Origin of the sequence: Candidatus Phytoplasma fabacearum, from assembly GCF_030586805.1 — a bacterium.
Lineage (GTDB): Bacteria > Bacillota_I > Bacilli_A > Acholeplasmatales > Acholeplasmataceae > Phytoplasma > Phytoplasma fabacearum.
In genome coordinates this window covers 1-15,762 of sequence record NZ_JAOSIM010000011.1, presented here as the reverse complement: position 1 = coordinate 15,762, position 15,762 = coordinate 1, and the positions used below count along the sequence as shown (strand labels likewise).

The window sequence follows — 15,762 nt, the reverse complement described above, 5'->3', positions numbered from 1 at the left end:
TTTGTTCTTTATCTCTAATAGTTTGTTCTCGGTCTGAGATTATTTTGTTTTTAGCAGTTTCTAGAGCATTTTTAGCAGTTTCTAGATCAGTTTTATCTTGATTTAATTGTGTAATAGTGTTTTCTTGCTCCGAGATTACTCGGTTTTTATCGGCTAAGTCTTTTTCAGCTTTTTTTTGAACATTACTTAAGTCTTTGGTTGCTTTATTTTGTGCATCTTTTAATTCTTTTTTTTTTTGATTTAATTTTTCTTTTATTTTATCACGCGCGTCCCTTGTATTTTTTAATTCTCTTTGTGCTTGATCTAAATCTATAAGGACCTGATCTTGTATTTGTTTTATATGTTGTTGTAATTGCATTAATTTTTTTATTGCATCATCTAATTGAATTCTTATAAAAGAAACATACACTGGATCATTTAAAAGTTGATCCATTTCATTTATATGAGTTTCAAAATTCATTGAATTTGAATTAATATAGTAAATTTGTGGAAAAATTTGTCGATTTAAGACTATATCACATAATTTTAATAATGATTTTTTGTTTTCATATTCTTGGTTTAATGATTTTTGAAGATGTTCGATTATTTTATCTTCCTTATTGTGGGAATATTTATTAAAAATATTTTGTAGATAAACATCTTCATTTGAAATATATCTTTTAGTTTGAGGAAATATTGGTAATGCTTTTTGTTGTATTGCATCGTAATATTTGGCCAATTGATTTCTTTGTCTAAATTGATTTGCTATTTTTTCTTTTAAAATTAAAATCGTTTCTTGTGAAGAAATTTGAGGCTTTATTAACAATATCTTTTTTTCCTCATTATCTATCCAATCCCTAGTATTCATAAAATCATGTTCGAGTAATTCTAATTTCTGATCGTCTTTAAGTTGTTCGTTTAATATAGTTATTCTATATTGTGTTTCTTCTAAAACTGTGTTTACCATCATAATGTAAAATAATATATCTGGCATTTTTTTATTTTTTAAAATTATTTTTATATTTAAATCATCCACACTAATCATTTTATGATTTAATTTTTGTTGTAAAAATAAAACATATTCTTTAAATCTTTGTTCTTTTAGGTTAATTTCTGATAATAACTTGGATGCAAGAATTTGGATTGTTTCTTTGTCTGAAAGTTTAGGGTCTGTGTATAGGTGTTTTTGCAGATATTTGTTTTCATCTTCAGGAAGGTCATAATAATATAATTTTTTATCAATTTTTATATTCGCATCTTCTTGTGATAATACGTAAGATTTTGAGATTTGATTAAGTTCTTGAAATTGATTCAATATTTTTTCTTTTAAAAGTAAAATTATTTCTTTTGAAGACAGATTAGGATCCATTGAAAATATTTTTTTTTTCTCATCAGGTAAAAAATTTATATCAATTCTAGGATGTATTATATCAAATATATTAATTTTTAATTTCTCTGAATTATTTATGTTTTTATTAGAAGAAAATAATCTAGTTTTTTTAATATTATTATTGAATTGAAAAAATATTATTAAGAAAAGATTTAATGACAAAAATAAAATAAAAACTGCAATTAATAATTTAATAATTTTATTTTTTAGGTAATTTTCAAACACAATAAAAAACCTTTTTTCCGTTAATTTATTTAAATTTTATTAATCTTTTTTTAATTAAAATGCTTTTCAGAATTTATTAAAAACATTAAATACAAGAAAATAAATATATTTATTAAATTTAACAAAAAAATAATCTTATATAATTATTAAATTTGAAATTTATTTACAAAATTAAAATAATTTTATAAAAATTTATTTGTTATGATCAAAATTTTAAATAAAAAAATGTCAAAAAAATAAAAAATAATTATAAAATTAATAAAATATTTTAAAAAAATTAAATTTTTTAAATAATAGATTATTAAAACTAAGAAATAAAAAATATTGAATTAATAGATAATTTAATTTATCTATATTAATAATTTATTAATAATTATTTATTAAAAACCGATTTAAATTAAAATTTAATTAGAATAAAAATATAATTATAAATAAAATAAGTATATCAAATTTATAAACACTAAATTAATTTTTAATTTAACAATATGTAATTCATTTTATCAAATATTAATATTTTCGTCAACATTCAAAAAATTAATAAAATTCAAAATATTTCTTTTGATTAAGTGAAAATTTAAACATAAAACATAAAAAAATTATATATAAAATATCTTTAATCAATGGTTTCTAACCATTTTTATGAACCGCTCCAAAAAAATGTCGTATCAAATAAAAAATAAAATAAAGTTTTTCTTTCCATATAATTAGAAAAGATAATAAGATATCTTTTTTCATTTATTTGAAAAAAGAAAAAAGACCAATTTTAAAATTGGTCTTTATTATTAATTCTTTTCTTTATTTTTTATTTCATGTTACCAATGTAACCTCTTCATTTGGTTGTGTAGCGAATGGGGAGCAGCGCGAGATTCCAGGTTTATTAATTGATAAACTATTCAATACTTATCTATTGTATTAATAGCCTCAGGACTGCTCGTTTATAGTAGTTTACGAGACAGGTTATATTATTTTACATCTACTTATCTTCTTAGGCCATTACAGGCTTATCCTTAGAACCATTTGGTGGCGGTATCTTCTTGACTAACTACTTCGTCGCAACCCGCTTTTAAGAACTGCTATAATTCTTGAGAGTTTCCTTTTCAAAAACCGTTCTTAGCCTTATAGTGTTTATCGCACTGGTCATTGGTAAAATGACACGATATTTAGGTCTCTTTGGCGCCCTAATTAAAATATTATATAGGTTGTCAACTTAATTATAAAGACTCTCATTTTTATAAAAGATTATACTTTTAATTATTAAATATATTATTTTTTTCGGAATAATTCTTATAAAAATTATATCTGCTAAATATCAAATTCCATTGTTTTATAGTTTCAAAATCAGCATCATTTACAATATCATTTATTGTTTCCCAATTTATATTATCTATATTTTTAACCATTATGCGATCGGTATTTATATTTAACATTTCATCTATTTTTTGTGGTGATAAATTATTTATATTTTTTTCGTTTAATATTTTATATATTTGTTGCGGCGATAAATTTATAATTTTAAACATTTTATTTAATAATTTTTTGTTATCATTATAAAAATTATATCTGCTAAATATTAAATTCCATTGTTTTATAGTTTCAAAATCAGCATCATTTACAATATTATTTATTGTTTCCCAATTTATATTATCTATATTTTTAACCATTATGCGATCGGTATTTATATTTAACATTTCATCTTTTTTTTGTAATGATAAGTTATCTATATTTTTTTTATTTAATATTTTATGTATTTTGTGTGGTGATAAATTATCTATATTTTTTTTATTTAATATTGTATATATTTCTTGAGGTGATAAATTAACTATTTCCAAGTTTTCATTTAATTTTCTTTTTTCATAAGATAATTTTATTTCTCGTTTTAAAGGTGCTAATTTTGCATTTACTTCATCTCTGAAAAAATCTACCGTGTTAAAACCTAACATAGCTGCGCTTAATTTGGCTGTTAGCACAATATATTTTAAAAAATTCATGATTTTATATACACTCCTTATTTTTTTATTCCATGTTATCGATGTAACCTCTTCATTTGTTATGTATTCTACACGATGATTGGGTTGAGATTTATCCCTTTTCTTATAGATCCCTAATTTTGTGGCTCTAATATATTTGGGATTCATTTTGAACTGTGTTTTTCCAGCTTTCACTAGTTCCCCTAATTTCTTATCCAGATAATCTAAATAGATATTGGCGAGCAACAGGGAGATGATTCCTCCTTGTGGCGAACCTGAAGTTGATTGGTATTTCCGCTTTTTATCCATGATATTTGCTTGACTAACTACTTCATCGCAATCCGCTTTTAAGAACTGCTGTAATTCTTTATTGTTTCTTTTAAAGAACCGTTCTTATCCTTTCAGGTTTTTTATCTGGCCCTTTATTGGTTAGATAGCACAACATTTAGGCCTCTTTGGTGCTCACAATATATAAATATATTATATAATTTAATTATTTTTTTAACAAGTGTTATCTTGTTTAATAATGTGACCATTGGTATTAAAGCATATTGTAGTAATGCAATTTCTCTGCGATTCGCCATTTTTGTTTGGTAACCTTTTTATTTTTTTACTTGTTAATATTTGAACTCAAAAAAATTAAAAATATTTTTTTCATTTTGTTCTCCGTTTTTTTTAATTTTGTACTTAAATATATATTTAATGGTTATTTTTGTAAAACTTTTTTCAATGTAAAAAAATGTTCCAAAAAAAAGAAATTCAACAAATTTAACCCATTTGAAGAGAGAAAAAACAAACAAAAATAACCAATTATTATTAGCTTTATTGTTAATTATTTACAAAAACGCTGTGTAGTAAACAGGGTGTAGTGTAGCGTCTTTTTGACTAATTTGCTTTTGTCGTAACCCGCTTTTATGGTCTGCTGTAATCTGACATTCTTTCGTTTGCCGGACCGGTTATATTCTTTCAGGGTTTATCAGCCCTGGTTATTGGTTAAATAACACGAAATTTAGGATTTTTTTGGTACCCGTAGAAATAATTTAAATTATTTCTTGAATAAAATAATATTTTTATGATTTTTATTTTTTAATCAATTTTTTTAAATTATTATAGAATATAAATTGTAAAATTAATTTTGAAATAAAAAGGATTTTTAAAAAATTATGTTAAAATTATATCATTTATCTCTTTTATTAACATTAATGAAAATTTATAATTCAAATAATATTATTATGGCTGCGCCATCGAAAGAAGAAATTATTCAAGGAACTAGAATTGTTAATATAACTGTAAGTAGTATTGATGTTTTAAAACAACATTCTTCATTTGCGCAATACTTTGATTTTAATCAAACATGTCCTTGTTATAACAGCACTGTAGCAGAATTTTGTATTATGTGGAAAATTAAAAATCCACCTACAAATTTATTAGGTGTTTTTTTTGATGAAAGTACTAGAGATGATCAAGATGATAAATATTCTTTAGAAGAATTAAAATATATGGCTAATAATTCTGTTAATATGTTTATTTTTTGGGAATATAAAGAAAAATAATAATTTTCTATTCTGTTATCATAATAAAAATTTATTTTCTAAATTTTAATTTTATTTATTTTAAATTATTAATTATATCCAAAGATAAAGCGAATTTTTTTAGTAGTAAGAGAGATAAAACTTAATTTGGAATAATTAAGTTAGTCTTTCCGACGAGAAGAAGGTTAACGAACTTTATATAGGATTTATATAGGACGAAAGAATTCAGTAATTTATTTCTCAGATATCTCCTATAATATTAAATAATATAACTGCTACAAAACAATAAGAATCAACAACTAATTAGTGATGACACCAAGTTAGTCTTCGCAAAAAGGTTAATTAGAGCAAGCCAGATGCTTGATTACTACTTATGTTTTAAACGAAAATTAAAGTTTACTTTTTCAATATTGACAAATTATTAAACAAAATTTTTTCAGAGGCTTTAAATGTTAATCAAAAGCTATTTTTTGAAAGTGAAAAATTAATCAGTATAATAGATTTATAATATGGAGGATATTTAGCTCAACAAATTTCTAAAATAATAATTAATAAAATGCAAAACAATAAAAAATAAAATTTTTATTATAAATAATAAATTAACCGAGAAATTAATATTTTCTCGGTTAATTTTATTTAATATAATATTCCCAATTTAATATAATATAAAGAATCATATTTATTAATAATAAAATTTGCCAATTCGAAATTGCCATTATTTTGATTAAATAATTTTTAATGTTTTTCGACATTATAGTTAATGATGAAAACAAATAAATAATCAATGGACCACCCAAAATTAAATTAGACCAATAATGTTTAACAAATGGAATTATAATACTAGATTTATTTAATAATTTTAAAATAATATTTCCCAAAGCATATAAAAAATATGATTCCATAATAATTTTTAACCATCTTTTAGAACGGTTGTAAAAATATATAAATTTATCAAAAAATTGGTTAGAATTAATTAAAATTATATCATTAAATGAAACAAAATTATTAGTCTTAAAAAGATATTTGTAATAAAATTTTTCTAAAACTTCGTTAAAAGAATACTTAAAATTAGAATTATTAACGCTAGGTTTGCGTAAAGAATAATTTCTAATAACTGTTTTAATTAAAGAATCATGAGATTGATCTTGAAGATTATTATTTGGTGATTTGTGATTCGTTAACTTTAAATTAATACCAAAAATATCTTTTTCATAAAAATTTTTATTTTTTTGTAATAAAAGCAAATAATCATATTCAAAATTATTCGATCTAAATAGAGAACGAAAACAACCAGTTTCTAATAATTTAATTATTAAATCTACATGTTTACCAGATTTTAGCATAATTATATTTTGATGATATTCGAAATCTTTATTTAAAGAAATTAAAATATTTTCATCGCCAAATATAATAATTTTACCTTTAAAAGATAATGAATTTAACATCATTGGATAAATATTTTTTTGAAAAATTTCTCTTCTTTTTTCGTTATGTAAAAACTCTTGATAATGATTTTCATAATATTTGGATAATGTATTACCATCACAAATAATTAAATCTAATTCCGGAAAACAAAATTTTTTATTTTCGACATCAACACAAAGTAATTCTTGATTTTTTAATAATAAATTCATACGAGCTAAACTAAAACCTATAGGATTATAACGAGTAAATAAATTATTATTATTATCTGAGATAATACAACCACCATATATATTACCTTTGAAATGCTGATTATGATTAAATTCTAATACGGTAACAATTTTATTTAATATTAATCCAAAATCATTATCACAAGTCATATCATAAATATTGGCATTTATTAACAATTCTGATCTAATTAATTCAGGTATTAAATGGTTAAAAAAATCTAAATTTAAAAATCTTTTTTTATTATTAATTTTTTGTTTTTGATGTTCTATAATGATTTCTTGAAATAATTGGTTTAAATTATGAATTGGTATTTGATTAATCATTAACATTATATTTGAAATAAAATCAGAGTCTAATAAAACCAAATTATTTTTATATAAATTCATTTCTTTAAATAAATATTGATATTTAGTGTTATTAGAAATATCAATACTATAAAAAGCTTCATGTAAGTGATTAATTAATTCTGATTCGGTTAATTGTTTATTTATTAATTGGTTAATCAAAGAAGACCAAAATAAATTTACAGGCAAAATAAAATGATTACTAATATTCGTATCCTGAGGATCTTCATATAAATGATTTTGTTCATATTGATATGACAAATATTTAAAAGTAATTAAGCTACAAATAGATTCTTGAATATAATGAAATGTTCGAGAATGTTTAGCATATTTTTGTAACAAATGAATTAATTGTTTTTCAGGAACAATATTATCACTTAATAACATTAATTTTAAAATTCCATTTCCGCTATCTTTTTTTATAAATAGCTATTTTTTTATTATTAAGGAATTTGTGTTAATATATGTTCTAAAAATAAATAATAAATTTTATATATATTATACTAAAGACGAAAATAAAAATCCATCATAAAATTAATTTATATGATTAATTTATATTTATAAAACTAAATTTCTCATTGTTTTTATAAAATTAACTCCCCGATAATTCTAATTTTTCTAAATTATATTAATATTATCACATTCTTTATTTTTTATCTTTCTTTGATGAAAATACTTTAATTATGTTATCATCATTATTTTTCTTCGATGAATAATAGTTTTCATTATTTAATTAATATATAATTTGTATTATCTAATGAATCATAGTTTTCATATGATAAATCATAGTTTTCATTATCTAATGAATTATTATTTTCTTTATTTGAAGATGGTAATAATGATTCTTTTTGTTTATCGTTGTCTTGTATTTCATCATCTTCAGTATTATGTATTTGTGAATCTTTTATTTCTGTATTATCATTGTTTTTGTAAGTTAGTTTATCTTGAATTTGTGTTTTTTTGTTATAATTTTGAATAAATTGATTATTTTGGATTAAATTTAATTTATTATTTAAATTTTTAAATTCATTTTCTGTTTTTGTTATTGTTGTTTTAATTTTTATGCTTAAAGATACATGAATTATCGTTAACATTATTGTGATAAATATTAAATAAAAAAAATTAATTAAATATAATGTTTTATTTGTTTTTATTTTTTTGTTTTTTTTCATTTTTATAACCTAACCTATAATAAAATAATTATTGATTTAATGGAATTTATATTAATATTTTCAATATTAATGATTATTTGTAAAAATATATATTAATTTATATTTTTACAAATAATACTTATAATATTTTTTTATTAAAAAATCAACCTTAAAATATTTTTTTTCCTTCAAATAATTCGTTGTTGTCCAAAATTTTATTCAAATATTACTCTATATACATTTATTAAAAAAATAAATTTTATTATTATGACCTTTATTTGAAAACAATAATATATTGTTATCACAAAAAATATGAAAAAATAATTAATAATTTAAGAATTAAGCAATTTATAATTCTATTTTTAAATTTCAAAATATAAAGATATAGTAAATTTTATAACGCAAAATTTAATACAAATTATTAAATTCATTAAAAAATAAATTAATTAGTAATAAATTGAATTGATTATATTTTACTAACTAATTAATAAATAAACTAAATAAAAATATATTTATAATTAATTTTATAAAATATAATTATTTGCTATAATAAATATTTTTTTTATGTAAAATCTATAAATATAATTATAATTTTTTTATTTTTCATAAATCAATTAATACACTTTTTTGGCAATTATTTTATGGTATTATCAATATTTTTTAATTATATTAATTTTATTTTATAAAAAATAATTTAAAACATTGTGATTAAAATAAAAATATATTGTTTTAAATTTACAAATTAAAAAAAAATTGATAATTTTTTTTGATTATTAATTATATTTTGTGACCTAATTCTAAAAATTAAATTAAAAAAATTTTTTGTATTAATCTTAATTTAATTATTATGTTTATTTATTATTATTAGTTAACGAAAATATTATTATTTTTTAATAATTATTTATTGTTTTGTTAAATGGCATTTTCACAATTAAAAATAATAATGCCAATAAAAAGCTAAATAAAAAAATATTAAATTAAAATACTATTTTTTTATTTAGCCGTTTTATTTCAAAAATTCTTTTTAATTTTATTTCTTAATTTAAAAAAATATTATTAATTATAAATGAAAAAAAGTTATATTAAGTTTTGAAATTTAAATTAAAAGAAATTTATTGTTATTTTTATATTTTTAAAGTAAATTTTATTCATTTTATAAAAAATATTAATTATTTTAGATTTTAAAAGAATATTTATTTATTATTAAAAATTATATAAATCAGTATTAATATTTGTGATTGTAATATTTTGAAATATGATTTCAGCAATAAACATAAAATTTATAACATATAAAATTTTGCATTTAATATTAATTTAAAAATAGTTTAATTTGAAATTAATATTAATATTTATTATTAAAAATAAATTTTTTTTATTTTAATAAAACAATTTTATCAAAATAAAATGTAAAAAACAAAATTTAATTTAAATATTTTAAACATTTTGTGTTATAATTGTTAATAAATTTTTATTTTAATTCTAATTAGAATAGATTAAAAAAATTCGAAAAAATTGAATATGGCAAAAATAGAAAAAATTAAAAAAATATTATTATTCCTTATTATTATTGTAATATTATGGTACATTTTAATGTTTAAAAATATTTTTTTAATACGCAATAATTTAAAAAACCAATTAGATCCAAAAAAAATAAAAATACAACAAAAATCTAAAATAAATATTAGCGATCAAAAATATACGATACAAGAAAATTCGCAAACTTTTAAAGATCAAAATTTATTAAATTTTATAGAAAAAATTAATTTGAAACTTCAAAATAAACTTCATACAATTGATGATAAATTAAGCGAATATAAAACAAATAATTATAATTTGAATAAACAGTTTGTGCATAATGACAAAAAATTAAAAGAAATTAATCAAAAAATAAATCAAATAACAAGTTCATTAAATAAAAAGCAACAAACATTAATACAAAATAAAATTTCTACTTTTAAAGTAGATTCTTTAATACCGATGCAACAACAACTTCACCATTTTATAAAAAAACAATCGCAATTAACAGAAGAAATAAAAAATATTAAGATCCAAATAAAAAAAATACAAAAAGATAAAGTTGACTTGGAAAAAGCCAAATCTATTTATCATTCAATACTATATGAACTAAGCCAATACAATAATAATATAACGATAACTATTGAAAACCAGTAATTGTAACTAACAAATATAAAGACCAAAAAACATTTCAATATTATATATTAAATATTTTTAATGTTTAATTTTTGAAACTGAAATTTAATTATATTTTAAATATTAATTCGAATTATTTTAATCATAAATTACTAATTTTATTTTTTTATTTTTTTGTATTTCATTAATTATTATTTAAGACATTTGTTGAACTAAATGTTCTCCGAATAGCAAATACATAACTCATTAGGCATTCAGACTCTCTCTTTATCATTCCAGATCAATTTTTACTCCTCCGACTACTAAGAAGTCGCTTTATCCTTGGGCCTAATGACTTTAAACTCATTATTAGTTAATTTAATAACTGACCTTTAGGATTCTCCAAGTTACGCTAAATATCTACCTTAATTCTTTAGGGGAAGTAACCATTTTGTTAATGGTGAGATTCCAGGTTTGTTAATTGATAAACTATCCAATGCGATTTAGATATATTGATATAAGTTTTATCGCACTGGTCATTGGTTAAATAACTAAATATTTAGTTATCTTTTGGATTAACGTTTAAATCATATAATATTCGAAAATAAATATTTTTATATTTTAACAAATCAATTATTTTTATTTTTAAATTTTGAATTTGATCTCTTTTTGCTTTTATTATTGGTTTCATATCATCATGTTTTTGTTGAACATCTTGAAGTTGTTGCTTTTCTGATACCAAAGAAGCTTTTTTAAAAGAATAAATTTTATTTTCTATCAATGTTTGTTTTTTTTTATTTAATTCTGTTGAAAGTAGAACTATTTTATTATTAAAAATTTTTTCTAAATTTTCATAATGGCGCAATTCTTTATTTAAAACGTAATAATCTTTCTGATATAAATGTAATTTGTTATTAATTTTTTTAATTTTATTTTGATATTTTAAAGAAATTTTTTTTATAAAATTTAATAAATGATGATATTTATGTGAAATTTTCAAATTTTCTTCTTTTTTAGATTCAGATTTTGGTTGTTTTTGAAGCATTTTAGGAATGTGATTTAAATCATTATTTAAAAGGTTATTAAATATTAAAAAGTTATTTTTTTTTATAATCAAGATATAATAACATATTAAAAAGGAAATAAGTAACAAAAATATTGTTAATAATTTTTTGTTTATTCTTTTATTCATTTTTTAAATTATTTAATTTCTAATTAAAATTGATTTCTACTAAAAATTTTAACATAAAAACAAAAATAATTCTAATTTTACTTTAAATTTTTAATAAATGTTTAATAAAAATATAATCTTCCTGTTTATCTTTTTTATTAAAATAAAACAAATATTAATTTAAGTAATAAAAAAAAATTATAAATTTGCTTATAAATTGTTATATTTATGCGTTTCTTTATTCCTGATAAAGATTTTCAATGCTTTTTTAAAATTGTTCATTTTATTTTAATAATCATAAATTATTTTTAATTAATAAAAACTAAAAAAAGATTCTTATTTAAGAATCTTTTTTTATAGTTATAAAAAAATTTAATTGATTTAATTTTGGTGAGAGTTATTTGAATTATTTGTTTATCTAGGTATAGCGTTATATAAAATTATTTTTTGAGCAGAAATTCTTTGGTTTAATTGAATATATTTGTATTATTATATATTATGAATAAATTTGGCAGAGGTATTGTTTTTTTCTAACACAAAAAATTTGTTATACTAATCGAGATTGTTGTAAATTAAAATATTATAAAATACGCATTTATAGTTCAAAATTTAACTGATTATTATTTAACCATGATCCATGACTGTTATTAATTACTATAATTTGATTACTATTCATTAAAAAGAATATTCTTAAATATACAAATAAAAGTAAAAAATATAATTTATTTTTTACTCACATCACTTAACTTATAAATCCTTTTGGTTTTTTAAAAAAATAAAATATATTAAATATTATGTTTTATCAACATATCACAAATATAGATTATTTGTGTTTCATTAATAAGATTTGTTTTTCTATCAACTATTACAAATAGCCCCCCCATCCAAACCGGACAAGTAAGTTTCCCAGCATCCGACTTTCTATAATTTAGAACCGTTCTTAGCCTTACAGGTTTATCGCACTGGTCGTTGGTTAAATGACACGATATTTAGGTCCTTCTCCTTATAGTAGTATTATTATTTCGATAGTTTTGAATTTGATTTCTAATAATGTTTATTTGTATTCGATTTTGATCAATTCTACTCTGAATATTTCTTAAATTATTGATTTGTTCTATCGAAGCATCATAAATAGGCATATTATCAATAGCTAACATTATCTCTTGAATTAATGATAAATATTCTCTTTCCAATTGAATCATTATTATATTATTATAAAAATTTCTTATCATAAGTTCTTGATTATTTAATTGTATTTGTTGATAAGTTATTATTTGTTGATGTATTTGATGAAATTGAGTCAATAAAACATTAATTTCTTGCTCTTCAACATCACTTAAAAGAGCATTAATTATTTGTTGAGTAATTCTTTTTTGTATTAATAATAAATTTCTAATATATTCGGAATTATTTTCAAATGCATTTTCATAATTGTTATTCATTGCCATTAATTGATTAATATTAACTAAGAATAATAACGCTAAACAATTAATTAAACAGAATAGTAAAAAATTCAATTTATTTTTGACTTGCATTATTTCAATTTATAACTCCTTTTTATTTGAATTTTTAATTCAGTTATTTTTTAGAAATATAAATAGGATGTTTTTAGACTATTATAAGATGAAAAGTATGATAACAATTGATAACATTATTTTATCCCCGCGTTTAAGCTCTTATTGAATATTTAAAAATTTTTAATGATATTCAAGATTTGTAAAAACTTTTCTTCCTTAATCCCTCCGCCCTCCCAATTGAATAAACTATAAATTATTAACTTCTTTCGATATAGAAAGGTAAGAATCCGGTTTAAATTATTATTAATTACATTTATTTTAGGTAATTTTCATTAATAGAAAATTTCGGTATGATTTAATAAGTCCAAAAATAATTTACAAATTGATTTTATTTTAGAGATTTCTTTTTTCTCGAGGATAACTCCGAAGATAATAAAGTAGTGTTATCAGGTTCTGTGGAAAGATAAGTATTCGTAGTTTTTAATCTAGTGAAATTATTTTTAATTTTATTTCGAAGAATTTTTATAAAAATTTTCATTCTAGAAAAAATTGATTCTTTTTTTTGATTTTTCCAGGAGATAATAATTATTCTTCTGATTCTGTTTCAGCTCTAAATAAATAAAAAAGGGAGTTTTATTTATTTTTTAATACTATTAATATTTGAATAAATTCCAATAATAATTACTATTCCTAAAACAAACTAATCATTATAACCACATAATTTTGTGAAAAAAACTTTTATTCTTAATAAAAATTATTTAAATTTTTTTAATTTGAACAATTTTTATTAAATTCAAAAAAATATTTTAAAAAAAAATCTTCATTATAAATTTAACTTAAAAATAGAAAAAATTATAAAAAATAAAATAAATTTTTATTTTTTAAAATAAAAATTATTTTAAGATATTTTAAATTTTTTTATTCATCGTTACCGAAAGAATCAAAGGATATTTATAACCCTTTAAAACTCAATAATATTTTTTATCGAAATAAGATAATAATTCTTCTGGATACGTTGTCTTTTTATTTTCTCATTTATCAATTTGAATGTTAATTTTTTTCAATTTAAAAAGTTATTTATACTATTGCATCTCGGTTTAAATAAGCATAAAAATAAAAAAAGACCTTTATAAAAAGGTCTTTAAAGTTATTTATTATGGGAATTTATTTAAATTAATTATTTAAAATTAATTAAATCTTTTTTGCTAGATTAATAGTTTATAATTTCTTTCAATTTTTTTTAACATCATCATAATTTGATTAATATAAAAATATAAATATTAAACTTTATAAACGACTAATAATAACTATGAATAAAAATATTTTTTATTTATTCTTTTCTTGTAAGCTGATAGAATTCATGAAGAGAGAATTAAGTTGAAAAATAATTGGTTGTTTATATTTTGATTCTGAATCTTTATATCTTTGTTCTAAAGATTTTTTTGATTTTTCAGCAGAAAACAACATATTTTGGTATTTTTTTTGTTTTGATTCTAAATCAGCGATGTCAAATTTAATTTGTTTGATTTGACTAACTATTTTTTGTACTTCATTTTGAAGCATGTTAATCTCCTCTTTTAAATTTGTTTCTTCTATTTTATCTGGAGTTTTGGAATTATTAATTTTAATATTATATTTTTGTTGAAACACTTTTGCATAAACAGGGGAAATTTCGCCTAATTGATATTGAAGATTTTTAATATTATGTTCTTTTTCGTCTCGTTGTTGTTCTAATGTTAATAATTGTGGTTTTAAAGATTGTATTTTAGATTGAATAGAAATTATTTGAGATTGGTATTCATCACATTCCTTTTGGTATTCATTAATATAAATCTTTTTTTTGTTTAATAAATCGAAATAAAATTTCCAACTCTTTTTCATTTCAAAAATTTCTTCTTTTTCTCTCACAGACAAATCATCAGGTAACAAAGAAAGATTATCAGTGTCAGTGAAAAGATAAGTTTTAATTTTTTCTAATTTAACAGAATTGGTTTGAATTTGAGGTGGAATAATTTCTGCAGAATGTTTCTTTTTTTGGAATTCTTCAGAAGATAAAACCTCTTTTTCTGATTCTGATTCCAAAGAAGATAAAGGTGTTTTTGATCTATTAATATTGTGATAAATCCCAATAATAATAACAATAAAAAATAATGAAATAATAATAATTTTTTTTAAATTTTTTTTAAAAAAAAATGATAGATTCATAAATTTATTAACTTTTCTAATTGATAATGATTATTATAAAATATTGAAAATATTATAAAATTAAATTTTTATAATTATTAATACTAAATTAATGAAATTTAAAATATTTTTACTTTTTTATTATTTTACATAATGTTTTGTTAAACATGAGTTTTTATTTTAATTTCGTTTTTTAAAAAATGTTTTATTGAACCATAAATTTATTATAAATAGCGATATATAATAATCGTAATTTAATAATGATTAATAAATTATTTATTGATGAATTATTTTTATCGAATTTATTTAAATTAATTTTTAAACGTTTTTAAAAGTCATTATTTTCTTTTCTTTAAATTATCTAATTTTTTTCTTAATTGTATCTCTAATTCATCGAGATAGATTAATTCGGTTTAGAAAAAGTCATAATAATAACTTTTTCATATTCGCAATTAGCCCCTCACAGAACCGGACAAGCAAGTTTCCAAGCATCCGGCGCCTAATATCTGATATCAGATA

The 15,762-nt window shown here is 19.3% G+C and carries 9 protein-coding genes; 2 read left to right on the top strand and 7 right to left on the bottom strand.

Annotation, left to right across the window (positions count from 1 at the left end; translation table 11 throughout):
- A partial coding sequence (locus OC705_RS01630) for a hypothetical protein (protein WP_304514035.1) occupies positions 1 to 1,594 on the bottom strand: 1,594 nt, incomplete at its 3' end.
- Positions 1,595 to 2,841: 1,247 nt separating this feature from the next.
- Positions 2,842 to 3,870 (bottom strand): RNA-dependent RNA polymerase family protein, encoded by a 1,029-nt coding sequence (locus OC705_RS01625; RefSeq protein WP_304513968.1) that lies wholly within the window; start codon positions 3,868 to 3,870, stop codon positions 2,842 to 2,844.
- 854 nt (positions 3,871 to 4,724) lie between these two features.
- On the opposite strand from OC705_RS01625, the gene OC705_RS01620 reads away from it, so the two are divergent.
- Entirely contained in the window at positions 4,725 to 5,114 is a 390-nt protein-coding gene (locus tag OC705_RS01620) for an effector protein (protein ID WP_304512525.1), read from the top strand.
- 611 nt (positions 5,115 to 5,725) lie between these two features.
- Here the strand turns inward: OC705_RS01620 and OC705_RS01615 are convergent.
- Both OC705_RS01615 and OC705_RS01610 read right to left on the bottom strand, forming a co-directional pair.
- Positions 5,726 to 7,477 carry a hypothetical protein gene (locus OC705_RS01615; RefSeq protein ID WP_304512526.1) on the bottom strand — a complete coding sequence of 584 codons (1,752 nt, stop codon included), beginning with the start codon at positions 7,475 to 7,477 and terminating at the stop codon, positions 5,726 to 5,728.
- 338 nt (positions 7,478 to 7,815) lie between these two features.
- On the bottom strand, positions 7,816 to 8,262 hold the full coding sequence (locus OC705_RS01610; protein ID WP_304512527.1) for a hypothetical protein: 447 nt from the start codon (positions 8,260 to 8,262) through the stop codon (positions 7,816 to 7,818).
- A gap of 1,497 nt (positions 8,263 to 9,759) precedes the next feature.
- On the opposite strand from OC705_RS01610, the gene OC705_RS01605 reads away from it, so the two are divergent.
- The gene (locus OC705_RS01605; protein ID WP_304512528.1) at positions 9,760 to 10,413 is read left to right on the top strand and encodes a hypothetical protein; all 654 of its coding nucleotides are present in this window, start codon (positions 9,760 to 9,762) and stop codon (positions 10,411 to 10,413) included.
- Between the two features lie 517 nt (positions 10,414 to 10,930).
- Here OC705_RS01605 and OC705_RS01600 read toward each other — a convergent pair.
- The 3 genes from OC705_RS01600 to OC705_RS01590 all read right to left on the bottom strand — a co-directional run bounded on the left by OC705_RS01600 (position 10,931) and on the right by OC705_RS01590 (position 15,264).
- Positions 10,931 to 11,488, bottom strand: a complete 558-nt coding sequence (locus OC705_RS01600; RefSeq protein ID WP_304512529.1) for an effector — start codon at positions 11,486 to 11,488, stop codon at positions 10,931 to 10,933.
- A 1,043-nt stretch (positions 11,489 to 12,531) separates the two neighbouring features.
- A complete protein-coding gene (locus OC705_RS01595) occupies positions 12,532 to 13,077 on the bottom strand; it encodes a hypothetical protein (protein WP_304512530.1) in 546 nt (181 codons plus the stop codon).
- A 1,308-nt stretch (positions 13,078 to 14,385) separates the two neighbouring features.
- A complete protein-coding gene (locus OC705_RS01590; RefSeq protein ID WP_304512531.1) occupies positions 14,386 to 15,264 on the bottom strand; it encodes a coiled-coil domain-containing protein in 879 nt (292 codons plus the stop codon).
- Positions 15,265 to 15,762: the final 498 nt, after the last annotated feature.

Excerpts from the sequence above, each read along its gene's own strand:
- OC705_RS01615 (WP_304512526.1), bottom strand. The coding sequence starts at position 7,477 with ATGTTATTAAGTGATAATATTGTTCCTGAAAAACAATTAATTCATTTG.
- OC705_RS01610 (WP_304512527.1), bottom strand. The coding sequence starts at position 8,262 with ATGAAAAAAAACAAAAAAATAAAAACAAATAAAACATTATATTTAATT.
- OC705_RS01625 (WP_304513968.1), bottom strand. The coding sequence starts at position 3,870 with ATGGATAAAAAGCGGAAATACCAATCAACTTCAGGTTCGCCACAAGGA.
- OC705_RS01590 (WP_304512531.1), bottom strand. The coding sequence starts at position 15,264 with ATGAATCTATCATTTTTTTTTAAAAAAAATTTAAAAAAAATTATTATT.
- OC705_RS01605 (WP_304512528.1), top strand. The coding sequence starts at position 9,760 with ATGGCAAAAATAGAAAAAATTAAAAAAATATTATTATTCCTTATTATT.
- OC705_RS01620 (WP_304512525.1), top strand. The coding sequence starts at position 4,725 with ATGTTAAAATTATATCATTTATCTCTTTTATTAACATTAATGAAAATT.
- OC705_RS01595 (WP_304512530.1), bottom strand. The coding sequence starts at position 13,077 with ATGCAAGTCAAAAATAAATTGAATTTTTTACTATTCTGTTTAATTAAT.